At 69.6% G+C, this 24,771-nt stretch carries 27 protein-coding genes and 2 pseudogenes; 18 read left to right on the top strand and 11 right to left on the bottom strand.

Going from position 1 to position 24,771, the window contains the following annotated elements; translation table 11 throughout:
- Window positions 1-115 precede the first annotated feature (115 nt).
- A complete protein-coding gene (locus LX16_RS09070; protein WP_147135956.1) occupies window positions 116-1,267 on the bottom strand; it encodes a hypothetical protein in 1,152 nt (383 codons plus the stop codon).
- 433 nt (window positions 1,268-1,700) lie between these two features.
- Here LX16_RS09070 and dnaN point away from each other — a divergent pair, with 433 nt between their 5' ends.
- Window positions 1,701-2,801 (top strand): DNA polymerase III subunit beta, encoded by a 1,101-nt coding sequence (gene dnaN / locus LX16_RS09065; RefSeq protein ID WP_147135953.1) that lies wholly within the window; start codon window positions 1,701-1,703, stop codon window positions 2,799-2,801.
- A 5-nt stretch (window positions 2,802-2,806) separates the two neighbouring features.
- Here the strand turns inward: dnaN and LX16_RS09060 are convergent, their stop codons facing one another.
- The gene (locus LX16_RS09060; RefSeq protein WP_158645538.1) at window positions 2,807-3,199 is read right to left on the bottom strand and encodes a helix-turn-helix domain-containing protein; all 393 of its coding nucleotides are present in this window, start codon (window positions 3,197-3,199) and stop codon (window positions 2,807-2,809) included.
- A 134-nt stretch (window positions 3,200-3,333) separates the two neighbouring features.
- Between LX16_RS09060 and LX16_RS09055 the strand changes: the two genes are divergently transcribed.
- Together LX16_RS09055 and LX16_RS09050 are read left to right on the top strand one after the other, a co-directional pair.
- Window positions 3,334-4,230 (top strand): sporulation protein, encoded by an 897-nt coding sequence (locus LX16_RS09055; protein WP_147135948.1) that lies wholly within the window; start codon window positions 3,334-3,336, stop codon window positions 4,228-4,230.
- Window positions 4,231-4,318: 88 nt separating this feature from the next.
- Window positions 4,319-5,272: an alpha/beta hydrolase gene (locus LX16_RS09050; RefSeq protein ID WP_147135944.1), complete on the top strand. Its 954-nt coding sequence runs from the start codon at window positions 4,319-4,321 to the stop codon at window positions 5,270-5,272.
- 51 nt (window positions 5,273-5,323) lie between these two features.
- Here the strand turns inward: LX16_RS09050 and LX16_RS09045 are convergent, their stop codons facing one another.
- Entirely contained in the window at window positions 5,324-6,400 is a 1,077-nt protein-coding gene (locus LX16_RS09045) for an NAD(P)-binding domain-containing protein (RefSeq protein ID WP_147135941.1), read from the bottom strand.
- 137 nt (window positions 6,401-6,537) lie between these two features.
- Between LX16_RS09045 and LX16_RS09040 the strand changes: the two genes are divergently transcribed.
- Window positions 6,538-6,933, top strand: coding sequence for an OsmC family protein (locus LX16_RS09040; RefSeq protein WP_147135938.1), 396 nt, complete (start codon window positions 6,538-6,540; stop codon window positions 6,931-6,933).
- A gap of 95 nt (window positions 6,934-7,028) precedes the next feature.
- Here the strand turns inward: LX16_RS09040 and LX16_RS09035 are convergent, their stop codons facing one another.
- Window positions 7,029-8,042, bottom strand: a complete 1,014-nt coding sequence (locus LX16_RS09035; protein WP_147135935.1) for an Rv2578c family radical SAM protein — start codon at window positions 8,040-8,042, stop codon at window positions 7,029-7,031.
- A 113-nt stretch (window positions 8,043-8,155) separates the two neighbouring features.
- On the opposite strand from LX16_RS09035, the gene LX16_RS09030 reads away from it, so the two are divergent.
- Window positions 8,156-9,181 carry an MsnO8 family LLM class oxidoreductase gene (locus LX16_RS09030; RefSeq protein ID WP_483263572.1) on the top strand — a complete coding sequence of 342 codons (1,026 nt, stop codon included), beginning with the start codon at window positions 8,156-8,158 and terminating at the stop codon, window positions 9,179-9,181.
- 196 nt (window positions 9,182-9,377) lie between these two features.
- Here the strand turns inward: LX16_RS09030 and LX16_RS09025 are convergent.
- Window positions 9,378-9,668: pseudogene (locus tag LX16_RS09025) on the bottom strand (transposase); the annotation flags it as partial.
- A 25-nt stretch (window positions 9,669-9,693) separates the two neighbouring features.
- On the opposite strand from LX16_RS09025, the gene LX16_RS09020 reads away from it, so the two are divergent.
- The 5 genes and pseudogenes from LX16_RS09020 (at window position 9,694) to LX16_RS09005 (ending at window position 13,529) form a co-directional block, all read left to right on the top strand.
- Window positions 9,694-10,980, top strand: coding sequence for an RNA-guided endonuclease TnpB family protein (locus LX16_RS09020; protein ID WP_170283853.1), 1,287 nt, complete (start codon window positions 9,694-9,696; stop codon window positions 10,978-10,980).
- Window positions 10,981-11,000: 20 nt separating this feature from the next.
- Window positions 11,001-11,105 (top strand): annotated as a pseudogene (locus LX16_RS28215) (sigma factor); the annotation flags it as partial.
- Window positions 11,106-11,236: 131 nt separating this feature from the next.
- Entirely contained in the window at window positions 11,237-11,914 is a 678-nt protein-coding gene (locus tag LX16_RS09015) for a sigma factor-like helix-turn-helix DNA-binding protein (RefSeq protein ID WP_211354357.1), read from the top strand.
- A gap of 80 nt (window positions 11,915-11,994) precedes the next feature.
- Window positions 11,995-12,687 (top strand): GyrI-like domain-containing protein, encoded by a 693-nt coding sequence (locus LX16_RS09010; RefSeq protein WP_147135928.1) that lies wholly within the window; start codon window positions 11,995-11,997, stop codon window positions 12,685-12,687.
- Window positions 12,684-13,529, top strand: a complete 846-nt coding sequence (locus tag LX16_RS09005; RefSeq protein ID WP_147135925.1) for an alpha/beta hydrolase family protein — start codon at window positions 12,684-12,686, stop codon at window positions 13,527-13,529. The genes LX16_RS09010 and LX16_RS09005 overlap by 4 nt, the downstream gene beginning before the upstream one ends.
- A gap of 38 nt (window positions 13,530-13,567) precedes the next feature.
- Here the strand turns inward: LX16_RS09005 and LX16_RS09000 are convergent, their stop codons facing one another.
- The gene (locus LX16_RS09000) at window positions 13,568-14,284 is read right to left on the bottom strand and encodes a GNAT family N-acetyltransferase (RefSeq protein WP_158645537.1); all 717 of its coding nucleotides are present in this window, start codon (window positions 14,282-14,284) and stop codon (window positions 13,568-13,570) included.
- Window positions 14,285-14,410: 126 nt separating this feature from the next.
- Between LX16_RS09000 and LX16_RS08995 the strand changes: the two genes are divergently transcribed.
- From LX16_RS08995 to LX16_RS08985, 3 genes are all read left to right on the top strand, one after another.
- The gene (locus LX16_RS08995; protein ID WP_158645536.1) at window positions 14,411-14,686 is read left to right on the top strand and encodes a hypothetical protein; all 276 of its coding nucleotides are present in this window, start codon (window positions 14,411-14,413) and stop codon (window positions 14,684-14,686) included.
- A complete protein-coding gene (locus LX16_RS08990; protein WP_147135917.1) occupies window positions 14,683-15,033 on the top strand; it encodes a ribbon-helix-helix protein, CopG family in 351 nt (116 codons plus the stop codon). The genes LX16_RS08995 and LX16_RS08990 overlap by 4 nt, the downstream gene beginning before the upstream one ends.
- Window positions 15,034-15,135: 102 nt before the next feature.
- The gene (locus tag LX16_RS08985; RefSeq protein ID WP_345740632.1) at window positions 15,136-15,726 is read left to right on the top strand and encodes a Dps family protein; all 591 of its coding nucleotides are present in this window, start codon (window positions 15,136-15,138) and stop codon (window positions 15,724-15,726) included.
- Window positions 15,727-15,811: 85 nt separating this feature from the next.
- Here LX16_RS08985 and LX16_RS08980 read toward each other — a convergent pair whose 3' ends face one another.
- The 3 genes from LX16_RS08980 to LX16_RS08970 form a co-directional block, all read right to left on the bottom strand.
- Window positions 15,812-16,297, bottom strand: a complete 486-nt coding sequence (locus tag LX16_RS08980; RefSeq protein ID WP_147135910.1) for a hypothetical protein — start codon at window positions 16,295-16,297, stop codon at window positions 15,812-15,814.
- Between the two features lie 95 nt (window positions 16,298-16,392).
- Entirely contained in the window at window positions 16,393-16,776 is a 384-nt protein-coding gene (locus LX16_RS08975; RefSeq protein WP_147135906.1) for a hypothetical protein, read from the bottom strand.
- A 131-nt stretch (window positions 16,777-16,907) separates the two neighbouring features.
- Window positions 16,908-17,090 carry a hypothetical protein gene (locus LX16_RS08970; RefSeq protein WP_147135903.1) on the bottom strand — a complete coding sequence of 61 codons (183 nt, stop codon included), beginning with the start codon at window positions 17,088-17,090 and terminating at the stop codon, window positions 16,908-16,910.
- 229 nt (window positions 17,091-17,319) lie between these two features.
- Between LX16_RS08970 and LX16_RS08965 the strand changes: the two genes are divergently transcribed.
- Together LX16_RS08965 and LX16_RS08960 are read left to right on the top strand one after the other, a co-directional pair.
- Window positions 17,320-17,802, top strand: coding sequence for a hypothetical protein (locus tag LX16_RS08965; RefSeq protein ID WP_147135900.1), 483 nt, complete (start codon window positions 17,320-17,322; stop codon window positions 17,800-17,802).
- A gap of 89 nt (window positions 17,803-17,891) precedes the next feature.
- Window positions 17,892-20,147, top strand: a complete 2,256-nt coding sequence (locus tag LX16_RS08960; protein WP_147135897.1) for a leucine-rich repeat domain-containing protein — start codon at window positions 17,892-17,894, stop codon at window positions 20,145-20,147.
- Window positions 20,148-20,293: 146 nt separating this feature from the next.
- Here the strand turns inward: LX16_RS08960 and LX16_RS08955 are convergent, their stop codons facing one another.
- The gene (locus LX16_RS08955) at window positions 20,294-20,764 is read right to left on the bottom strand and encodes an RrF2 family transcriptional regulator (protein ID WP_147135892.1); all 471 of its coding nucleotides are present in this window, start codon (window positions 20,762-20,764) and stop codon (window positions 20,294-20,296) included.
- A gap of 74 nt (window positions 20,765-20,838) precedes the next feature.
- Between LX16_RS08955 and LX16_RS08950 the strand changes: the two genes are divergently transcribed.
- The 3 genes from LX16_RS08950 to LX16_RS08940 all read left to right on the top strand — a co-directional run bounded on the left by LX16_RS08950 (window position 20,839) and on the right by LX16_RS08940 (window position 23,180).
- On the top strand, window positions 20,839-21,579 hold the full coding sequence (locus LX16_RS08950; RefSeq protein WP_147135889.1) for an SDR family oxidoreductase: 741 nt from the start codon (window positions 20,839-20,841) through the stop codon (window positions 21,577-21,579).
- 76 nt (window positions 21,580-21,655) lie between these two features.
- Window positions 21,656-22,219: a hemerythrin domain-containing protein gene (locus tag LX16_RS08945; RefSeq protein ID WP_147135885.1), complete on the top strand. Its 564-nt coding sequence runs from the start codon at window positions 21,656-21,658 to the stop codon at window positions 22,217-22,219.
- A 127-nt stretch (window positions 22,220-22,346) separates the two neighbouring features.
- Entirely contained in the window at window positions 22,347-23,180 is an 834-nt protein-coding gene (locus LX16_RS08940; RefSeq protein WP_147135882.1) for an SDR family oxidoreductase, read from the top strand.
- Window positions 23,181-23,239: 59 nt separating this feature from the next.
- Here the strand turns inward: LX16_RS08940 and LX16_RS08935 are convergent, their stop codons facing one another.
- Window positions 23,240-24,736, bottom strand: a complete 1,497-nt coding sequence (locus tag LX16_RS08935; protein WP_147135879.1) for a SulP family inorganic anion transporter — start codon at window positions 24,734-24,736, stop codon at window positions 23,240-23,242.
- Window positions 24,737-24,771: the final 35 nt, after the last annotated feature.

The following is a 24,771-nucleotide window of genomic DNA, read 5'->3' as shown; positions in this document are numbered from 1 at the left end:
AGCCCGGCACGGGGTTCCGCGGCCGGCGGCGGCACACCACGAACCGGACGACTCGTCGGGCCCGGGGCTCGGTTCCGCGGCGCGAAGGTGGTGGCCGGGGGACGCCCGCGTGTTCCTACAGGCCGATGGCGGCCATCGCCGACTCGAAGTCGGTGCCGTCCGCGAGCTGCCGGCGGCGGCCGTCGGCACACAGGTGGATCGTGCAACGGCCCGGTTCGACCCTGCAGCGCACGGTCGTGTCGACGGAGGACGACAGGTACGACGTCAGGGCCGACAGCGTGGGCTCCATCCGGGCCAGCCCGACCACCGGAGGCAGGGCCTGTCGCGGCACTGGGATCATCTCTCCCGCCGGGTACAGGCGCCCCGGAATGTGGGCGAGCCGGTCGGCCGCCGCCGCCACCGCCTGTTCGAACTCCGGAAGCGGTTCGGCCTCGGTGTCAGGCGGGGCGTCGGGGGCCGTCCAGGTGACGCTCCACAGGGTCTTCACCTCCGCGGAGGTGGGGGACACCGCCCGGCAGGTGACGTCGATCGCCAGGCCCAGTCCGAAGCCGAGCTGGGTCAGGTGCCCCACCGTCCAGCGTCCCGTGCCGTGCCGTGCCGGTCCCACGGCCGGGCGCCGCCCGGACGGGATCGTCATCGCCGGTGCGCCACCACTCTGGTCGCGGCAGTGCGCGCACAGCGTGTCGTGTGGTGCCGGGCCGGTCGGCGGGGCCGAGCCCGCGCAGTCGCAGCCGGGCCGTTCCATGGTGTGGGCGGCGACCTGCGTCGCCAACGACGCACCGCGCAGCACCCGCCAACGCGACTCCCCGGCCGCCACCGCGATCGCGTTGGCCTCCATCTCCCACCGGACCGCCGCAGGCAGTTCCGGGTGGTAGTCGGAGGGAAGCGGGATCACCTCGGTGATCGAGTCGGCCGGGCTCAGGCCGGGCGCGCTCACCTGGCTGGCCAGGTCCGCGACGATCGCCGCGCAGTCGATGCCCCACCCGCCGTGCGGCAACCGCCGGGGCTGATGCGCCCCGGCGACGACCTGAGTGGACGCGACCGTTGCGAGGTCCACGTTGATGACGGATATGACCAACTGCGCGCACACCATGCCGGTGTGGTCGCAGGTGTCGCACATCGCCTGGGAGTAACCCGTGCCACCACAGTCTCCGCAGCCGCCGTCGGGTACGGGGGCACACCCGGAGCACCGTGACAGCCGGATGCCCAGGCCGTCGCATGCCGGGCACGCGGCGAGTGCCCCGTCCAGATCGTCGGGATCAACCATGTCGCCCTCCCGTTGGTCGCCCAGGGTGACTGTATCGACACCTTGCGCGGCGGACAATAGCCGATGTGTGACATCACGGCAACGCGGTGGCCGCCGTCTCGCCCACGTGGCGGACGGGTCCGGACCGGTCAGACGGGCGGGGGCCGATCTGTGAAACCGAGGTGTACCAAACCAGCGACAATACATTTCGATCTTCGTTCGAGTCGGCGGGGAGCGGCCAGTTCCAGAATAGGCAATGACCCCCTCGTTGGGAGCGGATTCCCCGCTTGGACACGTCGTGGCGTGTGTCCGAAGGCCGGTAGCCGTACCGGCGCACCGAAACCGTCACACCCGCCCCATACGGTGACATCACGGCCGGTGGCCGTCCCATACGCGCCACCGACCGCGCCGGGACGGCGTCCACGGCCGCGTACCGCACCGCGACGGAGGCACCATGCAGTTCACCATCGACCGCCGAGAACTGGCCGCGGCGATGACCTGGGCGGGGCAGGGGGTGGCCACCCATCCGACGGTGCCGGTGCTGGCGGGGGTCCTGTTGACGGTGTCGGACGGCCGGTTGCACGTCACCGGCTACGACCACGACGTACTCGCCAGGGCGTCGCATCCGGTACGGCGGCACCGCGACGGTGCCGCGCTGGTGTCCGGCAGGCTGCTCGGTCAGATCGTGAAGGCGCTCCCCGCCTCCGAGGTCGTCGTGACCGCCACGGGGCCGCTGGTGGAGCTGACCTGTGGCGCCGCGCGCTTCCTGCTGCCCACCATGCCGGCCGCGGACTATCCGGCCGTTCCTCGGGCGCCCGAGGTCGCCGGAACGGTGACGGCGGGTCCGTTCGCCGCCGCCGTAGCCAGGGTGGTGCCCGCGGCGGCTCGTGACAGCGCGGTGCCGGTGCTCACCGGAGTGCGGTGCCGATTCGACGCGGACGCGGTGACCCTGTTCGCCACCGACCGTTACCGCCTCGCCGTCGCACGTGTCCCGTGGCGGGCCGGATCCGGCCGCGCGCCAGGTGACGTGGTCGTACCGGCGGGATCCCTCGACGCGGCGGCCCGGGCGGTCGACGACCCCGCCCGGGAGATGGAGTTGCGTCTTCCGAGGGAGACGGGAGGCTTCGGGTTGACGGTGTCGGAGCGGCTGATGGTGTGCCGGGTGCTGGACGGGCGGCCGCCACCGGTGGAGCCGCTGTTGTCGGCGGAGTATCTGCCCCTGGTCGACACCCGGACCGATGATCTGGCGTCGGCGGTACGGCGGGTGTCGCTCGTGGCCGGTGGCACCTCACGGATCACACTCGCCTGCCGGGACGGCGAACTCGCGGTTTCGGCGGGAGGCGGTGACGCGGCGGGTGCGCGTGAGTCGATTCCGGTCCGATCGACCGGAGGCGAGGGTTCGATGGACTTCCACTCCGGTTACGTGATGGACGGCCTGCGGGCGGTCGGGTCGGCGGTCACCCGGATCTCGGTGGACCCGGTCGGCGGCCGGGTGTGCCTGACCGACGCCGCCGACGCGACCGGTTTCCGGTATGTCCTGCAGCCGTTGCGGTGAACCGGTCAGGACAGGACGCCCATCAGTTCGGCGGCGGTGGTGATCAGGTGATGAGAGCGTTCCAACACGGCCACTATGAGCCGGTCCGTCGCCGGGTCCCCGGTGGGGGCGGCCGATTCCAGTGCCTCGGTGTCGCGGGCGATGCCCGCCAGTACGGCGGTGGGGGAGGTCTCCCCGGCCTGTAGCGAGGCGGCGATCACGCCCAGGCCGATCCCGCACTGTTCCAGTCGTCGCACGGCGGCGATCCGTGCCACCGCGCGGCGATCGTACATCCGGAATCCGCCCCGGGTACGTTCCGCCGGGGTGAGGATCCCTAGTCGTGTGTAGAAGTCGACGGTGCGGGGGCTGACTCCGGCGGCGGTTGCCAGTTCCCCGATTCTCAGCAGTTCCACCGCCATCCGTGTCTCCTCCGTGTCCGGCAGAACGGTAACCATACAGTGCCACGTGATAGTCTGTCGTTCCTTTGGCGCCGCCGTCCACAGTGGCGTGGTCTCGTGCGGGTGTCTCCGGCTCTTCGAACAAGGAGTGTCCTTTGGTCTTCAAGAAGCTCATGCGGGCGTTCGGCGTCGGCGGCCCCGGCGTCGACACGGTCCTCCACCGTGCCGACACGCAGCCCGGACGCACGCTCACCGGCACGGTCGAGATCACCGGCGGAGACCACGACGTGGTGATCCAGGAGGTGGTGTTGTCGCTGGTCACCAGGGCCGAGGTGGAGATGGGTGACGCCGAGGGCGGCGCGGTGGTCGAGTTCGCCCGGTCGGTCGTGTCCGGCGAGTTCGGCCTGGCCGCCGGCGAGGAACGCCGCATCGACTTCGAGTTGCCGGTGCCGTGGGAGACCCCGGTGACCATGTTCTACGGGAAGCCGTTGCGGGGCATGGCCGTGGGAGTGCGCACCGAGCTCGCCGTGGCCAAGGCCGTCGACAAGGGCGACCTCGACCCGGTCAACGTGCATCCGCTGGGCTGCCAGGAGGCGGTGTTGGAGGCCTTCGAGGGCCTGGGTTTCCAGTTCCGCAGTGCCGACCTCGAACACGGCAGGATCCACGGTGTGGCGCAGCAGTTGCCGTTCTACCAGGAGATCGAGTACATCGCGCCGTCGCAGTACCGCGGGCGGGTCGGCGAGGTGGAGCTGACCTTCGTCGCCGATCCGCGTGAGATCGAGGTCGTGTTGGAGGCCGACGGCCGAAGCGGCGGCGACGCCTTCGGCCGATTCCGGATGTCCCATGAGGAGGCCGAGTCCGCCGACTGGCCGTCGCTCGTGGGCGGCTGGGTCTCCGAACTGGCGGACCGGATCCCGCACCAGTCGCACCACGGAGGCCACCACGGCGGTATGGGCGGCGTGGTCGCCGGTGCCGCCGCCGGTGTCGTCGGTGGGATGGTGCTGGGCGAGGTCTTCGACGAGGTCGGCGAGGAGCTGTTCGGCGAGGAGTGACCCGGCCGGTTGCTACCGGCGGGTAATACGCCACATTCGGCGGCGGGTCACCCGGGATCCGCCGCCGCGTGCGGTATCAATGGTCGTTATGGAACCTGATCTGCTCGGTGAGCAGTACCGGCGCAGCACCATCCCGCTCGGTGCCGACGACGAGGGCGAGGTCGTCGCCACGCTCGTGAGCCGGGTCGACGCACCGGTCGACGGCCCCGCGGTGTTGTACGTCCACGGGTTCTCCGACTACTTCTTCCACCCGCACGTCGCGGACTTCTTCGTCGAGCGCGGGTTCGGCTTCTACGCCGTGGACCTGCGGAAGGCCGGTCGCAGTCTCCGGCCGCACCAGACGCCGCACTTCGTGCGGCACATCCCGGAGTACTTCGCCGACCTGGACGCCGCCACGACAGCGGTCCGCGACCGTGGACACGACTCCGTCATCCTCTACGGACATTCCACCGGCGGCCTGACCGGTACCCTGTGGACACACCGGATGCGCCGGCACCCGTGGCTGACCGGTCTCATCCTCAACAGTCCGTTCTTCGCCATGAACATCGACCGGCTCGGGTACCTGGTCACCTCGCCGCCGCTCGACATCGCCGGACTGTTCGCCCCCAAGCACGCCCTTCCGGGCGGTGGGCCGGGAATCAACGTGCAGAGCCTCCACCGCGACCACTACGGCGAGTGGGACTTCGACATGACGTGGAAACCGCTGGAGGGCACCCCGGTGAGACTGGGGTGGTTGCGCGCCGTCGACCGGGCGCAGAAACTCGTCAGGCGCGGCCTGAACGTCGGGGTGCCGGTGCTGGTCGCCGCGGCGACGGAGTCCTACTCCCAGACCGGCTGGGACGAGTCGGCCCACACCGCCGACGCCGTGCTCAACGCCGACGGCATCGTGGCGGCGGCCGACCGGATCGGTGACGACGTGGAGGTGGTCCGGATACGCGGTGGCCGTCACGATCTGGCTCTGTCACAGCTACCGGCGCGGAAGCTGTTCTTCGCCGAGATGGACGCGTGGCTCAGCCGGCACGGACTGATGCCGTCGCGGTAGACCCGCCGGGCGGCCGTTCCCACTGTGGTGAGACCGTTCGGCCGAAGCCCGTCAGGCGGCCACCGGCTGCGGCCGTCGCGCCAGGAACCTCCGCAGTTCCCGGACCGCATCGCGTCCCGCCCGATTGGCGCCGATCGTGCTGGCGGAGGGGCCGTATCCGACCAGGTGGATCCGGGGGTCGGCGGCGACTCGGGTGCCGTCCATGACGATCCCGCCGCCCGGCCCGCGCAACCGCAGCGGCGCGAGGTGGTCCAACGCCGCGCGGAAGCCGGTGGCCCACAGGATCACGTCCACCTCCGCGAAGCGGCCGTCCCGCCACCGCACGCCGGTGGGTTCGATCCGGTCGAACATCGGGAGCCGGCGCAGGGGACCGTCTCGGCGCGCGGCCTCGATCTGTGGTGTGAGCCGGTATCCGGTGGCCTTGACGACGCTCTCGGGAGGCAGTCCACGGCTGACGCGGTCGGCCACACGTGCCACGACCTCCCGACCCCAGTCCCGGTCGAACGGCCGGTCGACGAACACCGGTTCCCGCCGCGTGACCCAGTACGTGCGCGAGGCGACCTCCGCGATCTCCATCAACAGTTGGATACCGGAGGCCCCTCCGCCCACCACCAGGACCCGCCGGTCGCGGAACTCCTCCCGGTCCCGGTAATCGGCGGTGTGGAGTTGGCGGCCGGAGAACCGCTCCTGCCCGGGGTAGTACGGCCAGAAGGGTTTCTCCCACGTGCCGGTGGCGTTCACCAGTGCCCTGGTCCGCCACTCCCCGTCGTCGGTCGTCACGACGAGCCGCCCGTCCGGGAGGTCACGGACCTCACGGACGTCGACGGGCCGGTGGACCGGAAGCGCGAACCGGCGTTCGTACTCACCGAAGTACGCCGACACCACCGGCGCGACCGACTCGGCCGGATCCGGTTCGGGAACGGCCATGCCGGGGAGCTGGTGGATCCCGTGGACCGTGGTGAAGGTCAGCGACGGCCACCGGTGGCGCCACGCACCGCCCGGCCCGTTGTAGCGGTCGAGGACGACGAAGTCCTCATCGGGGACGAGACCCGCCTTGCGCAGGAAGTACGCGGCCGAGAGCCCGGCCTGCCCGGCTCCGACCACCACCACGTCCACGTCACGGTTCACGTCCGGCACAACGGTCGGCGCGCGCGGGGGATTCCGCCGACGGGTGTGACACTGGTCCGCGCCGGGAATGGAATACCCGGCGACGCGGCCGGGTTTCCGCCGACGTCTTCACCTGAATCGACAGAAGGAGCGGGCCGATGGCCTCGGTACGAGTGGAACGGACGGACGACGGCGGTTTCATCGCGCGCAACGACCGGGGTGGTGAGGTCGTGATCGGAGGCACGGACCTCCCCGGTGGATTCACCCCGGTGGAGCTGCTGCTCGCGGCGGTCGGCGGCTGCAACATCGTCACCGTCGAACCGCTGACGGCGCAACGGGGCCACCGGCTGACCCGGTTGGCGATGGACGTGACCGCCGAGAAGGTCGCACCGACGTTGCTGGGGCCGGTGACCGTCGACTACGACGTCGAACTCCCGGCCGACGACCCCGAGGCCGCCGCGGTGTACGAGGCGGTGGCCGAGCGGGTGCACACCCGTGCGTGCACCGTGAGCCGGTCGCTGTCACAGGGCACCGAGGTCGGCATCGTCACGTGACCCGCCCTTCCCGTCTCGGGTGGTCCGGGCCCGTGCACGCCTTCCGGGCTCGCCGGCCACCCGAGGCGGCTCTCACGCGTCGAAACCGGAGACGGTCAGAACAGCCTGGGCTGCGCCGGTGGCGCCACCACGGGCGGCGCGGGGGTACCGCGATGGGGCCGGCGGCGGACGCCGTGCCGTTCGGCCAGCTCCCTGACCGTGTCGGAGATGCGGCGACGGTAGCTCGCGGCGGCGTAGGACCCGCCGGAGTACAACCGCCGGTAGCGCGGCAGCAGGTCGGGGTGCGCCTCGCGCAGCCATGCCAGGTACCACTCGCGTGCGCCGGGGCGCAGATGGAGCGTGATCGCGGTGACGCTGGTGGCTCCGGCCTCGGCGCAGGCCGCGACCGTCTCGCGCAGCTGGGCGTCGGAGTCGGTCAGGAACGGCAGCACCGGTGCGATGAGGACGCCGCACTCCACGCCGGCGTCCGTGAGTCTCGCGCACGCGTCCAACCGGGCGGTGGGACGGGGCGTCCCCGGTTCCACCTGCCGCCACACCTCGGTGTCGAGGAAGCCGACCGACACCGAGGTGTGCACCGAGGTGCGGATCGCGGCCTCGGTCAACAGCGGCAGGTCACGCAGTATCAGCGTCCCCTTGGTGAGGATGGAGAACGGGTTGGCGGCTTCGGTGAGCGCCGAGATTATCCCGGGCATGAGCCGGTACCGGCCCTCGGCCCGCTGATAGCAGTCCACATTGGTTCCCATGGCGACGTGCTCACCGCGCCACCGGGGTGCCCGCAGTTCGCGGCGCAGCAACTCCGCCGCGTTGACCTTGACGACGACCTTGGAGTCGAAGTCGGCGCCGCTGTCAAGATCCAGGTATCGGTGAGTGTTGCGGGCGAAACAGTAGCGGCACGCGTGGCTGCAACCGCGATACGGGTTCACCGTGTGCCGGAACGGCATCCGTGACTCGGCGGGGACCCGGTTGATGATCGAGCGGGCGTGGATCTCGTAGAACGTCAGGCCGGCGAACTCAGGCGTGTCGAACGTACGTGCCACCGCTGCTCGGGGGATCAGCGGCGGCGTGGGGCCCGAATCGGCCTCGACCGGGCTCAACTGTTCCCAACGCATCGCCCGAGTGTAGAACACGTGTTCGCATTCCGCATCGTGGTGCCGACCACGCCGCGGGGGAGACCTGGTGCCGCAGTGCGCGGGTGACGACCGACACCGGCCGAAATTCGGCCGTGCGGCGGGACGTTGTCGTCGATGTGACCCCCATTCCGCTCTCCATACTGGATCGTTCGGGCGTGCGTGCCGGAGAGACACCCGAGGCCGCACTGCGCGCCACCGTCGCCATGGCCGAGGCCGTCGAACGACTCGGCTTCCACCGGTTCTGGGTGTCGGAACACCACAGTGTGCCCGGTATCGCCGGATCGGCACCGACCGTGCTCGCCGCCGCCGTGGCCGCGCGCACCTCACGGATCAGGGTCGGCACCGGAGGGGTCATGCTCCCCAACCACTCGCCGCTGGTGGTGGCCGAACAGTTCGGCGTACTGGAGGCCCTGTACCCGGGCCGGATCGACCTCGGCCTGGGCCGGTCCACCGGTTTCACCCCGGCCGTCCGCGCCGCGCTGCGCGGCACCGACGCCGACGACCACGCCGAACGGGTCACCGAACTCCTCGGCTACCTGCGCGGTGACCAGACCGCCTTCCCCGGCGTCCGCGCCCGCCCCGGTGAGGGCAGCCGGCCGCGACCGTTCCTACTCGCCACCGGCGCCGGTGCCGCACTGGCGGCCGAACTCGGGTTGCCGCTGGTGATCGCGCCGGTACGGGGCGCGTCCGCCATGCGGGAACACATCGACGCCTACCGTTCCGCCTTCGTGCCGTCGGACTGGTCGAGCCGTTCCCACGTCGTCGTCTCGGCGTCGGTCGCGGTGGCCGACTCCGAGACCCGAGCCCGTGACCTGTTGATCTCGGAGGCGTGGTCCACCGCGACGTCCCGCACCGGTGGCGAGTTCCCGCCCCTGTGGGACCCCGCCGACGTCCACGCGGTGCGGATGACGGAACGGCAACGGCGATACCTCGACCAGGCGATGCGGGGCGGCATAGCCGGTACGGCGGCCCAGGTGAGGCGGGCACTCACCGACGTCGTGTCCACCTCGGGGGCCGACGAACTGTTGATCACCACCGCCGCGTTCGACCGGGAACGCCAGTTGGACTCGCACGCCCGCCTGGTCGACCTCGCCGCCGACCTGCCCACGTCCGCCTGAACCACCGGAAACGTCACCGGTCTCGGCCAGAATCGGACGGGTGACGACACGGGCTGCGGACGACGTGAGCCGCTGGACGGCGGCCCACCGGCGTGAACTGCTGGGCTACTGCTACCGACTTCTGCCGTAGTGCACTGTCTTTAGGGTGGTGGTGGGACGGGTCTAGGGGCTGGGTGGGATGGTTCTGTTGTTCGATGTACTGCTGAACGTTGGATATTGGTGCGCCGTCGACTGATGCGGCGAAGTAGGATCCCGGCCGGAGGCTTTTGGCGCGCCAGTAGTGTCGTATGAGGTCGGGGGACTCTTGACGCAAGCGGCGGGATGACACTCCTTTATATCGGCGCACACGTATCGTGTGATGTCTTGCATCCGGGACAGGTGGGTGTCGGTGAATATCTTGGTGTCGGTGCTTCGTGACGGTTACCGAGTGGGCGTGTGTGAGGTTTGCACGGTGACGGCCTGTACGTATGTCGGAGTGTTCGGGCATTAACCAAGGGTTTACATTGTGTCTTGTGCAGCTTCGCTACCGGTACCGTGTGTATCCGTCGCCGGGGCAGCGCATCGCGTTGGCCAAGGCGTTCGGGTGTGCCCGTGTGGTGTTCAACGACGCGGTGGCGGCACGCAAGCAGGCGTACCGGTCCGGGTCGCCGTACCCGACTACCGGTGAGCTGTCGAAGAAGCTGATCACTGAGGCGAAGAAGACACCTGGTCGGGAGTTCTTGGCAGAGGTGTCGGCCGTGGTGCTGCAACAGGCCCTGGCCGATTGCGATAGGGCGCACCGGAATTTCTTCGACTCGGTGAAGGGGAAGCGTAAGGGCGCGAAACTGGGTCCGCCGAGGTTTAAGAAACGCTCGGCCCGGCAGTCGATCCGGTTCACCCGCAACGCCCGGTTCCGGGTCTTGGACAACAAGAGGCTGCGTCTGCCGAAGATCGGTGACCTGGACGTCCGGTGGTCGCGTCGGCTTCCGGCCGAACCGTCGAGTGTGACCGTGGTCAAGGACAGCACCGGCAAGTACTTCGCTTCGTTCGTGGTCGACATCGGTGAACCCGAGCCGTTGCCCGACGTCGCTGATGACACGGGTATCGACCTCGGGTTGTCCAGTTTCGCTGTCCTTAAAGGCCGTGTCATCACGTCCCCGAAGTTCTTCCGGCAGGCCGAACGGAAACTTCGCAAAGCGTCCCGCGAACTGTCACGCAAGCAGCAAGGCTCAAAGAACCGCGCGAAAGCCCGTGTCACGCTCGCTAAAGTGCATGCCCGCATCGCCAACCGGCGACGCGACTTCATCGAGCAGGCGACCACCGCGATAGTCCGTGAGAACCAAGCGGTCTATGTCGAGGACCTGAACGTCAAGGGCATGGCCACCAGAAAGGGCAGGCGCGGCAAATCCGTCCACGACCAGGCCCTGGGCGCGTTCCTGCGCGCCCTGGAGACGAAGTGCGCCCGGTACGGGCGCGGCTTCGCCCGCGTCGACCGGTGGTTCCCCTCCACCCGGATGTGCAGCGCGTGCGCGGCCATCACCGGGCCGAAGGGTCTTACGGGACTGTCGGTGCGCCAATGGACATGCCCGTGCGGGACACACCACGACCGGGATGTCAACGCCCAGATCAACATCAGGAACGAGGGCAGGCGCATACTCGCCGACCTCGCCGCCGGGCAGGCGGAGAGCCTAAACGCCTGTGGAGCGCAGATAAGACCGGACATTCCGGCACCGCGCCGTGAAACAGGAACCCACCGAAGTGACCTCGACAACCGGGCCGACACCCGCATCGAAGACACCGTAGGAACCACCGCCCTATAGGGCAGTGAGGATGCCAACGGATGCTCGGTTCACTTCCCGACGCGGAGGACGTCGTCCAGGAGACGTTCACCAGGGCGTGGCGCCGCCACGCCGACTTCGAGCCCTTGCGCGGCTCCGCCCGCACCTGGTTGTTCGCCATCGCGACGAATCTGAGCCGGGACGTGCTGCGCCGCCGGGGCAGGCGGGCACGTCCGGTGGACCTGGGCGGTCCCGTCGCCCTCGACGCACCGCTGGGAGCCCCCGCACCGCCGGAGCGGTGGATCACGCCGGTGCCGGACTCCGCCGTACTGCCGTACTGCCGGAGTACCGGGATCCGGCCGACGCGGTGGCGGCACGGGAGTCGATCACCCTGGCGTTCGTCGCGGCGCTTCAGCGCCTGCCCGCACGGCAACGTGCCGTCGTCATCCTCGCCGACGTACTGGCGTGGCGCACGGACGAGATCGCCGGACTGCTCGCCACCACCTCGACCGCCGTGGCGGGCGTGCTGCGGCGTGCCCGTCAGACGCTCGCCCGGTACCGCGACCTCCCCGTGGAACCCGCCATGCCGCTCGACCCGGCGCAACGCCGCCTGCTGGACGACTACGTCGCCGCGTTCACCGCGCACGACGTCGAGTCGCTGGTCGGACTGCTGCGCGACGACGCCGTCATGTCGATGCCGCCGTTCGCCGCGTGGTGGCGCGGCGGCCGGCTCATCGCCGAAGCCGTGGCCGGCACCGAGTTCTGCCGGAACGCCCGGCTGGTACCCGCCGCCGTCAACGGCGCGCCCGGTTTCGGACAGTACCGGCCCGACCCGGTGGAGGGCGGTCACGTTCCATGGGCGCTCGTCGTACTGGGGATACGTGACGGCGGAATCGCGGAGGTGGTGACCTTCCTCGACATGACGGACCGGTTCGGCGACTTCGGCCTGCCGGACCGACTGTCCGCCGTGACGTGACTCACACACCGGTCGTCTCCGGCGGGCTCCGTCGTAACCCCTCCCGACACGTGCGACATCGAACCGAGGAGGACGCACACATGGAGATGGAGACACGGCGATGGGACGCCCGCCGTTACGTCGGTATCCCGGCGTGGGTGCGGCTGGCCGAGTGGGGAGTGGTGAACGCGCTGGTGCCCCGGGTGTTCGGCTGGCTCGACGAGCGGGGTGTGAGCCCGGCCGGGCCCCTGCTGTACCGGTATCTGAGCGTCCCGGAGGGGGACGGCGAGTACGAGGTCCACGTGGGCGTATCGGTCACCGCCGACGTCGCACCCGACGGTGAGGTGGTCGTGGCCGAGATCCCGGCGGGGCGGTACGTCGTCGCCACCCACCACGGCCACCCGGACGGTCTGTTCGGTGTCGAGGCGGAACTCCGTGAGACCGCCGCAGGGGAGGGCCGGCGCTGGGACGTGCGGGTTCGGGACGGGCGCGAGTACTGGGGCGGCCGTTTCGAGTTCTTCCACACCGATCCCGCCGTCACACCGGACCTCGACGAGTGGCGTACCGAGGTGGCGTACCGGTTGGCCGACTTATTAGAGCTCCTGAATCATTGGACTGTCTGGCTCGGAACGCTCAGGCGGCGACTGGCGGCGTTGTCGGGTCTTCCGCGTACAACACCGGTACGCAGAAGACCCTCCGCCTTGCCATTCATCCACCTGATGCGCCCCTCCCTGATCAGACGCCAACAATTCAGGAGCTCTGAGTCGCCGGGCCGCCATAGGATGGACACGTGATCCGTAAAGAAGTCGTCCAGTTGTCGGACCCGTCCCGCACCCGCTGGGACGGCCCCGGGGCGCGACCGGTGCGTGTACACCTGTGGCGGCCCGCCCGACCGCTGCCGGATGCTCCGGTGGTGCTGGTATCGCACGGGACCGGTGGTGCCGCGGAGCAGATGACCTGGCTCGCCGAGACGCTGTCCCGGGCCGGTTTCCTCGCCGTGTCCGTCGACCACCACGGGAACAACTACGTCGACGGGTACCGGGCGGGCGGATTCGCCGCCTTCTGGGACCGGCCACGGGACTTCACCGTCGTCATGGACCACTTGGCCGAGACCGGACCGGTCGGCCGCATCGGCGCGGCGGGTTTCTCGATCGGCGGATACACCGCCGCCGCCCTGGTGGGTGCGCGAGGTGACCGCGACCGGTTCGCCGTCATGCTGTCGGGAACGGTTCCGGTACCACCGACACCGGAACTGCCGGACCTGGTCGCCGCCGTCGACGCCGAGGTGCCGGAGTCGGTGCGCGCCCGATGGCCCACTTCGGCCGAGGGCGACCAATCCGACGCCCGGGTGTCGGCGGCCTTCCTGGTGGCACCGGCGATCGGCCCGCTCCTGGATCCGCGGAGCCTCACGGAGATCGACCGCCCGGTCGCGGTGCGGTGGGGCGGGGCCGACGACGTCACCCCGGCCGGTGAGAACGCCGAACTGTACGCGAACCTGATCCCGGGAGCCGACGGCCGGCAGGTGGGGGAGGAGGTCGGGCACTACTGGTTCCTGCACACCGAACCCGTCGGCGCGGCCGTGCGGGCCGAGGTCGCCGCCGACGCCGTCGCCTTCTTCACGACCCACCTGACCTGACCCGTATCCGCCGAGACCCCCGGCTTCGGGCGGTGACGTCACGGCTTCGCCGAGCGCGGAATCGACTCGATCTCCGACAGCGGGCGCAACGGGATGCCCGACTCCCGGTCGAGCGCCTTGAACAACGCCTTCGTCGGCTTGTCGTCGCCGACCTCGCCCTCGTTCTCCCGCAGGTACTCGGCGAGGAACTCGTGCAGCGCCGAGGGGTCCATGGTGCCCGGTTCGGGACCCCGCAGTGCGGAGTCCAGATCCAGGCACAACAACAGCATCCCGTAGGTGCGCGGGGTCGCCTCGCTCAGCGCGGGCTGGAAGTGCGGCAACTCCAGTGCCTTCGCGCCCTGTCGTTCGTAGAACCGGACACGCGCGTCGGGATCGCCGTGCGCGCGCGATCCGTCGTGATCGGACGGATGTTCCACCTCGGCGAGAACGGCACACGGCCGGAAACGCTCCCGCCAGTCCTCCCGAACCGCCGTCAGCAGCCTGCCGCCGATGCCGGTTCCGCGTTGCCCCCGGGACACCGCCAGGTAGGACAGCAACTGCACCCGGCTCCGCTCCGACCACTCGCCCAGGGCCACCGCGACCGGCTTCCCGGAGTCGGGATCCACCGCGGCGGTGGCGGCGGCCGTCTCGTGTTGCAGACGTTGCGCGAGGACGTCGGCGGGACTCAGCTCGTTGTCGGGGAACGAGGGCCGCAGCAGCTCTCGATACACCTCGTCCCACAGTTCCGTCGTCGGATCGACCGTCACGAAGTCCATCGGTGTTTCCCCCTGGTACCGGTCGCGGTGGTACGGACCGCCGCAGCTTACCGGCGGGGGAGGCATCCCTGGGTGATCCGCGCCGAGCGCTTGCCGACGGGTTACGCGCGTATTACGATGGGAGACGTGCCGATGGAATGGCTCCCCGCCGCACTGGCGCGGCTGACCGGTGTCGAGCCGGCCGAGGTGCATCAGGTGCTCAACGGCCGACCGCTGCACGCGATCCCCGTCGAGCGGCAGGGCGCCCGGCTGTTGCTGGTGTTCGGCCGCACCAGGGAGGGCCGGATACTGCTGGTGATCATCCGGCCGAGGCCGAGCTTCGACTCGCAGATCCTGTGGGCGCGTGAGGCGACGACCAGCGAGGCGCAGGCCCACCGGGCCTGGGAGGAGGAACAGTCATGAACCGCGACCGTACCGGCGACGACTGGGTCGACATGGCCGAGTCGGTGGCCGCCGAGGACTTCACCGACCTGATCCACGCCGAGGCCGGCACGGCCCCGCCTCCCGAACCGGGCGAACCGATGGTCGTCCGATCACTGCGGCTGCCCGTGGAGTTGCACCGGCGCCTGAACGCGGTGGCCGACAGACGCGGTATACCCGCCTCGACACTCATGCGGCAGGCGATCGAGCTGGAACTGGAGTCGCTTGAGGAGGAGGACCAGCCGATCTCCAAGGCGGAGGCCGTCAAACTGCTGCGGATGCTGCGTCCGATGCGCGGCCTCGGTGGCGGACTTCCCCACGCCGCCTGAACCGGCGGATTCGGACATTTCGGGTCGCGGTCCCCGTCGCGGCGGATAGCATCGGGCACGGTCAGTACCTGTGACATACCGAGTGCAATGGGGGGATCGGCCTTGGTGACCAAATCCGGCGATCGTAAACACGCGCCGACGGGCAGCCAGCCGTGGCTGCACCAGACGGGGGCGGAGATTCAGCAGTTCGGTACGGTGCGGCAGTTCCCGGTGGGCCTGTCGCACGACACCCGGATGTACTCGTGCGAGCGGCTGAACCAGGTCCTCGCCGACACCCAGATCCTTTACGGACTGTACAAGAAGCACCACTGGCTGATGCGCGGCCCGACGTTCTACCAACTGCACCTGTTGCTGGACAAGCACGCCGGAGAACAGGTCGCCCTCATCGACACCATCGCCGAGCGAATCCAGACCCTCGGCGGCATCGCGGTGGGCGACCCCCGGCACGTCGCGGAGATCACCACCGTGCCCAGGCCACCGGACGGCGCCGAGGAGGTGCCCGCGATGATCTCCCGGCTGCTGGAGGCTCACGAGACCATCCTCAACTCCTGCCACGACGCCGCCGCCCGTGCCGACGAGATGGGGGACGACGGCACGAACGACCTGCTGGTGTCCGAGGTGATCCGCACCGGGGAACTGCAGGCGTGGTTCCTGGCCGAGCACCTGGTGGACACGCCACTGGTGCGTGCGTGAACCGCCCAGAACGACGGTGAACCGTGCCGGGCCGCCTCCGAGACGGCCCGGCACGGTCATGTCCTGACCGGGGAACCGGTGCGGCTCACCGGTAGTCGTCGTGCCGTCCGCCGTCGCGGCTCTGGTCGAGATCGGTGTACTCCTCCGCCTCGGCCAACGACTCCTTCGGGGTGGCGTCGCCCAGTTCCGCGTCCTGGTCGGCGTCCTGGCCCCGGATGTGCACGGCGGTCTCCTCGGCGTCGGGGTCGGTGTAGTCCTCGCCGCCGGTCTCCACCGCCGCGTCCTCGCCGTCGGCGACGAGTTGTTCGGCCCGGGGGTTGGGGCCGTCCCGCCACTCGTCGTCCACCCAGGTGTCCGGGGTGTCGGGTCGTTCGGCGGCGAGTTGCCGGTCGAGGCTCTCGCCCTCCCGCGCCTCCTCGGGGGTGGTGCCGTAACTGTTGGCCGCCCGGTAGCCGTCGGCCAACAGGATCTCGTCCTCCAGCTCGTCCTCGGAGATGGCATCGTCGTCGACGATGTCCATCTCGCCTTCCTCGCTTGCCGAGAAGAACTCCTCATCGCGTGCTGCGCTCAACGTTCGCACCTCCTTCCCGGCGACGCTACCGGCAATGCGGTTTCCGCACGGCCGAACCGGACACCCGCCCACATGATGTGACAGCCGTGACGCCGTCAGTCCCCGGGGAAGCCGAAGAAGTACAGCAGGTGTGGCGAACCGTCGCGGTACAGCGTCGCGACCCGCCCGCATTGGCGCGTGGTCGCCAGCCGGAACAGGGTCGCGGTGTCCGCCTCGGTCGGCATGACGAGACCGAGGGTGTCGAGTTCGTCGGCCGTCACGGGCCGTACCGCGCCGAAGGAATCGGCGTCGTCGGGTGGAGTGTCTGCGTCGACGACGGTGAACACGTCGAGAATGGAGTGGAATCCCGTCTCCCACACGTCGGGGTCGCGGCAGGCGGCCAACGCCTCGATGGAATCCGGTCGTGGCGCGGACGACGCCCAGGTGTAGGCGCCGGAGGCGAGCACGGCCCGCCGTAGTTCCTGCAGCGCCGCGGACACGTCCGTCCGATGAGCTGTGACTACTCCCAGCCGGTGGCTCCCAAGGCGTCCTCCCTCGACGGCCATCGAACCATCAGGGGAGCCGGAGCCCGTGTGTGGCCCGGCGCGACGTGGCGCGCCGGGCCGGTGGTTCAGCAGACGCAGTCGTTGTCGCAGGTGACCGTGCCGTCGCCGTTGCGGCAGCAGGTCTGCTCACAGCGGCCGGTCCGCAGGCGGCACGGGGCCTTCCAGCAGTCGGCGCCGGCCTGTGCGCGGCCGCCGGTCACCATCCGGTCGAGTACCGCGTCGGCGAGTGTGCGCAGTCGTGAGGTCATGTCGATTCCCTTCGTCCATCCCGGTTCGACGTGTCCCCGCCATCCTGGCAGCCCTCGGACATGGAAGGGCGTCGATGGCCAATGACGTCACCGCCCGCCGTGCGTGCCGCCCCCAGGGGCCGGGACGTGCCGCGGTCACGGGTGTCCGGGTCGCACGCCGTGGAACGGCACGAGGCATGATCGGGACGTGATCCCGTCGTCTCTCGACGATCTCGTGCCGAGGTTTCGCGTGAAGCCCGTGGTCGGCACGGTGATCGGATTGATCCTGCTCGGCCTCCTCCTCCATGGCGCCGCGATCCTGGACGAGAACCGGCGGAACGTCCCGGAGTGGTCGCGCGGCGAACTGGTCGGCGTGTGGGTCTCCGGTACCGGAGCCTGGTTCCACTTCCGGTCCGACGGGGAGTTCAACCTGTCGAGCGCTCCCGGGAACGCTTGGAGTTCGGAGTTCTCCGCCTCTGTTGACGTGTCGGTGTACGGCCGGTGGCGAACGTGCGGGAACGCGACCGGTCCTGAATGCGACGGCGACGTCCGGCACGGGTTCGCCCGGTTGAAGTTGCACGCGGAGACGGTCGTGGTGGGCGGCCGGACCGAGGAGGTCGACTCGTCGAACGGCGTCAGGTTGGGCGGCGAGGTGGGTGATCGCGTGCTGTGGCTGAACGGGGATCCCGACCATCCGAACGATTCGCGACATCGGTTCACGGCACTCGGGTGACACTCTGACGTGCAAATTGTTTTGCGGACGCGATCACCTGGGGGTTCACCTCGCGCCGATGTCCGACCGGCAGGCTATCGTGCACGGCTGTGACAGACGCACAGCCCGCCTATCGCCTCATCGACGCCGAGACGGCCGAACGCCGGTTCCGGGTCTCGGCCCGCGTCGTTTATCCCTTCGACGAGTTCGCGGACGAGCAGGAGATCCGTTGTTACGACGGTGACCTCCACGTCTCCGGAGACTTCGCGAGCCCGTCCGAGGTGGACTGGGTGCCCTTCAACACCGTCGTTGACGGCGACCTCATCGTGGCGGGCGACATCGACTGGCACGACTACGGAAACGGGAACTTCCTGCTGGTGACGGGTAACGTGCGGGCGCGAAACGTGTTCCTGCAGGGTTGCCCCACCGTCGCGGTGTACGGCGACCTCTCCGTCTCCGGGGCGATCCTCGGCTTCCACGGTGACGACGGCGGAGAACTCCTCGTCGACGGCACCACGACCGCGCCGCTGACCATAGCCACCATGTACTTCGGAATGACCCTGGGGGACAAACCGGACGGCCTGGTCGTCGCCGACGCCGACCGGATCGACTGCCCGGTCGACTTCGACGAGGCGGAGGCCGTCCGGGTGATCCTGCCCGAATTCCTGGACGGCGATTCCATCGAAGTGGTGGAGCTGGCGAAGGCGCTGCGGGACGGTCGCTCCGTGATCCGTCAAGGCGTCAAGACCCTCCACGCCCTCACCGTGGAGCAGTTGGACGCACTGGTCGCGGAGGGTGGTGTCACGGAACTCGACCTGTCGCACCGCCGGCTCACCGAGATCCCGCCGCAGGTGTTCGAGTTGACGGAGTTGCGGCGACTCGACCTGTCGCACAACGAGATCACGGTGTTGCCCGTGGAGTCGACGAGACTCACGAAGCTGGCACACCTGAACCTCTCCCACAACGCATTCGAGACCCTGCCCGACCACATCGGACGCCTCGACGCGCTCACGACGTTGGAACTGGAGGGCCTGGGGAACCTGACGTGCCTGCCCGAGGCACTCGGCGACCTGACGCGTCTGCGCGTGCTGAACCTGTCGATGCTCGACTGCGCCCTTCCGGACTCGCTGGCCGCCCTGGACGGGCTCGCGGAACTGGACCTCTCGTACTGGCGCCGGGACGCGGAACCGTACCCCTTCCCGATGGTACTCACGCGGTTGACCGGGTTGACCTCGCTCGACCTCACCGCCACCCGGTTCACCGCGCTCCCGAACGAGCTGGCTCGCCTGACGCTCCTCGAGCGCCTGCGGCTGGACTCGGCACTGACGTTCCTCCCCGACCTGGAGGCGCTGACCGGACTGCCACGCCTCACCCGGTTGGAACTCAACGGGCTCACCGCCTCGGGCAATCGGTATCCGTCGTTCGACCTGTTGGCCCCGGTGTGGCGGATGTCGGGCCTGACCGAGCTGCACGCCGACCGGTTCGGGCGGGAGACCGCATACGACCCGACGGTCGACGACCACGTGGAGGTGCGACCGGCACTCACGTCGCTGCCGGACGACCTGTTCGCCGGCCTGCCGAGACTGTGTCGCCTCGACCTGTCGTTCATCGAGCTGAGCTCGCTGCCGGAGTCGCTCTACCGGCTGCCGGAGTTGGCGTACCTGAACCTGGAGTACACCCATCTCGACCGGGCCGCCGTCGATCGGCTCGGGGCCGAACTTCCGAAGGTGAGGGTCGATCTACGCAACGTCACGACCCGGTTCGACGTCGACGATCCGAACTGGCGCGAGGTACACCGGCTGGTCGCAGAGGGGGCCGCCGCGTTGGTCGGCGACGACGACCATGCGATCGGGCTACTGGAGTCGGCCCTGGAACGGTGCGGTGACACCGCGATCTTCTCCGAGTACGACGCCCTCTACGCCCGCTACGGCCTCATCGGCGCCTTGGGCAGGCTCGCGCAGCGCACCGAGGGCGACCGCCGTGCCGAGGTCGTGGAGCGGTGCCGGCATCACGCCCGGGCGGTACTGGAGTCGGTACCCGAACCGGAAGCCGTCTGGCACTACACCGACGAGGGCGCGTTTCAGGAGGAGGCGACCCGTCACGCCTCGAACGCGCTCGGCTGGTACGCGATGGAGGAGGGGCGCTACGACGACGCCCTGTCCGAACTGGAGCGTGGCCTGGCGGTGGCGGACCCCTCGGAACACGGTTTCATCTACGACACCCGCATCCGGGTGCTTCTCCACATGGGTGACACCGACGCCGCCTACACCCTCCTCGACCGTGTCCTGACCCACGATCCCGACTTCGACGACCTCCAGGACCTGCGGTTCGATGAGCACTACTCGGCCTGGAAGGCCGAGTCTTGAGGCATGGTTCGGCCTGGAAGGCCATGACCTGAGGCATGGTTCGGCCTGGAGGGTCAGGTGTCGGGCTTCGGCCGCGGGTCGGGAGCCCGCCCGGTCCTTGAGTGACCGGTGCGGACCGTCGGGCCGGCGGTGGTCGCGTCGACCGCTCACCTGCCGGCGAGCTTGTCGCGGGTCCGTTCCGGTGCGTGCGCGGGCAGTTCGGCCAGGATGTCGGCGAGTGACACCCCTGCCAGGCTGTCACGCCACGCGCGGTGTGCGGCGGCCATCTTGGCGGCGAGGATGCAGGTGTTCCGGCACTCCTCGGGTGACAGCGCCCCGAGTCCGCGTTGTCTGATCTCCCGGCACTCGTAGGGCGGGGAGGTGCCGTCGACGGCCTCCACGATGTGCAGGAGGCTGATCCGCGCCGGTGGGCGTCCGAGCCGGAATCCGCCGCGTGGGCCGGTCGTGGCGGTCAGGACACCCGCCTTGACGAGTAGTTGCATCTGCTTCGCGAGGTAGGCCGGGGGGAGGTCGTAGTACGCGGCGAGTTGCGCGGCGGAGACCGTCTGTTCCGCCGGCAGTTGCGCCAGGGTCGTCGCGCAGTGCAGTGCCCATTCGGTGCTCGTCGGAAGCTTCACGCCCTCCACCTTATCGTAGACATCCCGGATGTGTATAGTCCGAGATGAGTTTTCGGCGAAGAAGGGAAGAAGTCATGCGCATCGCGGTGGCCGGGGCGACCGGCAACATAGGAGGACTGACGGTGGCGGCGCTGGAGCGTGCCGGCCACGAGGTGGTGAGAATGAGCCGGGGGCTGGGCGTCGACCTGATCACCGGTGACGGGCTGGACGACGCGCTGTCGGGTGTGGAGGCGGTCGTCGACGTCACCAACTCCGCGGCCGTCGACCGCGGCGAGGCGGTCGCGTTCTTCGGCACCGCGACCGCCAACCTGTTGGCGGCCGAGGCACGTGCCGGGGTCCGGCACCACGTCCTGCTGTCGATCGTGGGCATACACCGGGTGGAGGGCAACGCCCACTATCTCGGGAAACGCGAGCAGGAACGACTCGTCTCCGAAGGTCCCGTGCCGTGGACGATCGTTCCGGCGACCCAGTTCCACGACTTCGCGGAGATGGTCGCCGGCTGGACCGAACAGGACGGTGCCGCCACCGTGGCACCGCTGCTGCTCCAGCCGATCGCGCCCGCCGACGTCGCGGACGTGCTGGCCGAGGTGGCCGCCGGGGCGCCGGGTGGCCGCCACGTCGACATCGCCGGCCCGGAGACACAGGATCTGGTGGACATGGCCCGGCGCACCCATCTGGCCCGGGGACGCACGGTGCGGCTGGTGCCGACCTGGTCGGGTGTCTTCGACTCGGCGATGGCGGGGGAGGTGCTACTGCCCGGGCCGGACGCCCGGATCTGCCCGACGACGTTCGACCGGTGGTTGGCGGAACTGTGAGACCGCCGGGTGGTGGCGCGCCGGTGTGATCCCGGAGCGCCCCGGGTAAGGACGGTGGAGACACGAAGGGGGCGCGATGGGTTACACCGACATGGTGGACGTGATCACCGAGCGGCATCGGGACATCGAGGCGGTGTTCGCGCGCTTGACCGCCGAGGGCGACCACGACGAGGACCGTCGGCGGAAGCTGCTCGATCACGCCATCGGGCTGCTGGTGACGCACGCGGTCGTGGAGGACCTGTACCTGTACCCCGCCGTGCGGCGGCACATGGCCGCCGGTGACGACTTGGCGGAGCACGAGCACACCGAGGTCGCCCGGGCCGAGGAACTGATGCGGCAACTGGAGGACATGCCCGCGACCGACCCCCGGTTCGACGACATCCTCGCCGAACTCGCCCGGATGGTCCGGCGTCACATCGAGGAGCAGCAGACCGAGGTGCTGCCGAAACTGTCGGCCGCCTGCGGTCCGGAACGACTGGACGAGCTGGGTGAGAAGGTGGTGGAGACGGAGCGACACGTGTCGGTGCCGCCCCACCCCGACTTCCCCGAGCCGCCCCGCTCGGCACCGACGCGGGTCGACGCCGGACCCGGCCTCATCGACCGGATCCGCGCGCATCTGCCGGACCGGGCCGGCGACTGACCGGACGCCGGCCGCCCGTCGTCGGTGGTCGGCATCACTTCCGACCCCGCGTGATCGAGGACCGGAATCGTCCTCGATCGTCCGTAGCGTCGTCTCTGACATCGACAACGGATGAAGGAGCGACACCATGACCATTCTCGTCACCGGAGCCACCGGCAACGTCGGACACCATCTCGTCAGGGAGCTGCACGAGGCGGGCCACCCGGTGCGGGCACTGACGCGTGACGCCGGACGGGCCGCCGCCCGCCTGCCGCGCGGTGTGGACGTCGTCGAAGGCGATCTCGCGGACACCGCGACACTGACCACCGCGTTCCAGGGGGTCACCGCTGCCCACCTCATCAACTTCGGTGGTGACGACTACGCGATACTCCCCAACGGCGATGACATCGTGAGACTGGCCGTCGCGTCCGGCGTCCGGAAGGTCACCCTGCTGTCGGGTTGGGACCGGGGAAGCGTCGACGAGGCCGTGGAGTCGAGCACCCTGGAGTGGACCCGCCTCATGCCGGGCGAGTTCATGTCGAACGCGCGCGACTGGGCCGAGACCGTGCGTGCCACCGGCCGCATCAGCGAGCCCTTCGGAGACGCCCACAGTCCCATGAGCCACGAGGCCGACATCGCGGCGGTGGCCGCGGTGGCGTTGACCGGCGACGGCCACCACGCCCAGACCTACCAGATCGGGGCGCCCACGTCGATATCGATGCGGGAGAAGGTGCGTGTGCTGGCCGAGGCCGTCGGGCAGGACATCGAGTTCGTGGAGCTGACGCCCGAGCAGTCCCGGCGACGCGACGTCGAGAACGGCGTGCCGCGCCACATGATCGACTTCAAGATCGAGGTGTTCGGCGGGTTGCCGACCGAGCCCTATCCGCTGGAGGGTGCCGCCGTCGTCGAGAGGCTGACCGGTCGCCCGGCCTACGACTTCGCCCGCTGGGCGAGGGAGAACGCCGACGCCTTCCGCCGTTGACGGCGAGCCGGTCCGTCCGGTGATCCCACGCGGGTACCGGACGGACCGGAAGCCGGCCCTCAGTGCGAACCGGTCGCCGCGCCGCTCAACGTGGTGTGGAGGTCGGCGCTGGGCGGGTTGAGCCCGACGATCTCGACGTGTTTGCCGCGGTTGGCGTACTTGGTGGTGACGCTGTCGAGCGCGGCCACGGCCGAGGCGTCCCAGACGTGGGCGTCGGTGAGGTCGATGACGACGTGTCCGGGATCGCCGTGGTAATCGAACGATGTGACCAGTTCGTTGCTGGAGGCGAAGAACAGTTCGCCGGTGACCGCGTAGACGACGGTGCCGCCGTCGGGGTCGGTGACGCCGGTGACGTCGACGATGTGGGCGACGCGCCGGGTGAACAGGATCGCGGCGACGACGACCCCGGCAACGACGCCGATGGCGAGGTTGTGGGTGGCGACCACGGCCGCGACGGTGATGACCATGGTGACGGTCTCACCGATCGGCATCCGCCGCAATGTCCCGGGAGTGATGCTGTGCCAGTCGAAGGTGACCGCCGACACGAAGATCATCACGGCGACGAGTGCGGCCATCGGGATGAGTGCCACGGCGTCACCCAGGACGACGATGAGAACCAGTAGGAAGACGCCGGCGGCGAAGGTGGACAACCGGCTGCGTGCGCCGGACTTGACGTTGATCATGGTCTGCCCGATCATGGCGCAGCCCGCCATGCCGCCGAAGAAGCCGGTGACGATGTTGGCGATGCCCTGTCCGCGCGCCTCCCGGGTCTTGTCGGAGGGTGTGTCGGTGGCGTCGTCGACGACCTGGGCGGTCATCAGCGACTCCAACAGCCCGACCGCGGCCAGCCCCAGTGCGTAGGGGGCGATGGTGGCCAGCATGTCCAGGTCCAGTGGGACGTCCGGCAGCCCCGGCAGTGGCAGACCGTCCGGCAGGGTTCCCATGTCGCCCACGGTGGGGACGTTCACGCCCCCGGCGACGGTGATGACGCTGAGCACCACGATCGCCACCAGCGGGGCGGGTATCGCCTTGGTGAGCCGGGGTAGGAGCACGATGACGGCCAGCCCACCCGCCACCAACGCCCATACCGGCCATGCCGCGCCGATGAGGTGGGGGAGCTGGGCCAGGAAGATCAGGATGGCGAGGGCGTTGATGAACCCGGTCAGGACGCTGCGTGGGATGAACCGCATCAGTCTGGCGACACCGCACAGGCTCAACACGATCTGCAGTACACCGGCCGCGACGGTCGCCGCCAACAGGTGGCCGACTCCGTGCGAGGCCACCAGGGGCGCCACGACCAGGGCCATCGCCCCGGTGGCGGCGGAGATCATCGCGGGCCGTCCGCCCAGGAACGCTATCGACACCGCCATCGTGAACGAGGCGAACAGGCCCACCTGGGGTTCGACACCGGCGATGATCGAGAACGCGATCGCCTCCGGGATCAACGCCAGGGCGACCAGCAGGCCGGCCAACAGCTCGGTCCGGAGGAACGGTACGAGTGGCCGGGGCATACGGAACCGGGCACGGATGGGCTCGGTCGGGGTGAATGAAGACATGCACAACCGTTCGGGCGATGGTACGGGGGAGAGGA

It is taken from the genome of Stackebrandtia albiflava, assembly GCF_007994225.1.
GTDB lineage: Bacteria > Actinomycetota > Actinomycetes > Mycobacteriales > Micromonosporaceae > Stackebrandtia > Stackebrandtia albiflava.
Note: the sequence above shows the minus strand (reverse complement) of the source record. Positions and strands in the feature narration are given on the sequence as shown.

What these genes read in the sequence shown, in the direction of transcription:
- LX16_RS09070 (WP_147135956.1), bottom strand. Translation starts at nt 1,267, where the DNA reads ATGGTTGATCCCGACGATCTGGACGGGGCACTCGCCGCGTGCCCGGCA.
- dnaN (WP_147135953.1), top strand. Translation starts at nt 1,701, where the DNA reads ATGCAGTTCACCATCGACCGCCGAGAACTGGCCGCGGCGATGACCTGG.
- LX16_RS09060 (WP_158645538.1), bottom strand. Translation starts at nt 3,199, where the DNA reads ATGGCGGTGGAACTGCTGAGAATCGGGGAACTGGCAACCGCCGCCGGA.
- LX16_RS09050 (WP_147135944.1), top strand. Translation starts at nt 4,319, where the DNA reads ATGGAACCTGATCTGCTCGGTGAGCAGTACCGGCGCAGCACCATCCCG.
- LX16_RS09040 (WP_147135938.1), top strand. Translation starts at nt 6,538, where the DNA reads ATGGCCTCGGTACGAGTGGAACGGACGGACGACGGCGGTTTCATCGCG.
- LX16_RS09035 (WP_147135935.1), bottom strand. Translation starts at nt 8,042, where the DNA reads ATGCGTTGGGAACAGTTGAGCCCGGTCGAGGCCGATTCGGGCCCCACG.
- LX16_RS09010 (WP_147135928.1), top strand. Translation starts at nt 11,995, where the DNA reads ATGGAGATGGAGACACGGCGATGGGACGCCCGCCGTTACGTCGGTATC.
- LX16_RS09000 (WP_158645537.1), bottom strand. Translation starts at nt 14,284, where the DNA reads ATGGACTTCGTGACGGTCGATCCGACGACGGAACTGTGGGACGAGGTG.
- LX16_RS08990 (WP_147135917.1), top strand. Translation starts at nt 14,683, where the DNA reads ATGAACCGCGACCGTACCGGCGACGACTGGGTCGACATGGCCGAGTCG.
- LX16_RS08970 (WP_147135903.1), bottom strand. Translation starts at nt 17,090, where the DNA reads ATGACCTCACGACTGCGCACACTCGCCGACGCGGTACTCGACCGGATG.
- LX16_RS08950 (WP_147135889.1), top strand. Translation starts at nt 20,839, where the DNA reads ATGCGCATCGCGGTGGCCGGGGCGACCGGCAACATAGGAGGACTGACG.
- LX16_RS08945 (WP_147135885.1), top strand. Translation starts at nt 21,656, where the DNA reads ATGGGTTACACCGACATGGTGGACGTGATCACCGAGCGGCATCGGGAC.
- LX16_RS08940 (WP_147135882.1), top strand. Translation starts at nt 22,347, where the DNA reads ATGACCATTCTCGTCACCGGAGCCACCGGCAACGTCGGACACCATCTC.
- LX16_RS08935 (WP_147135879.1), bottom strand. Translation starts at nt 24,736, where the DNA reads ATGTCTTCATTCACCCCGACCGAGCCCATCCGTGCCCGGTTCCGTATG.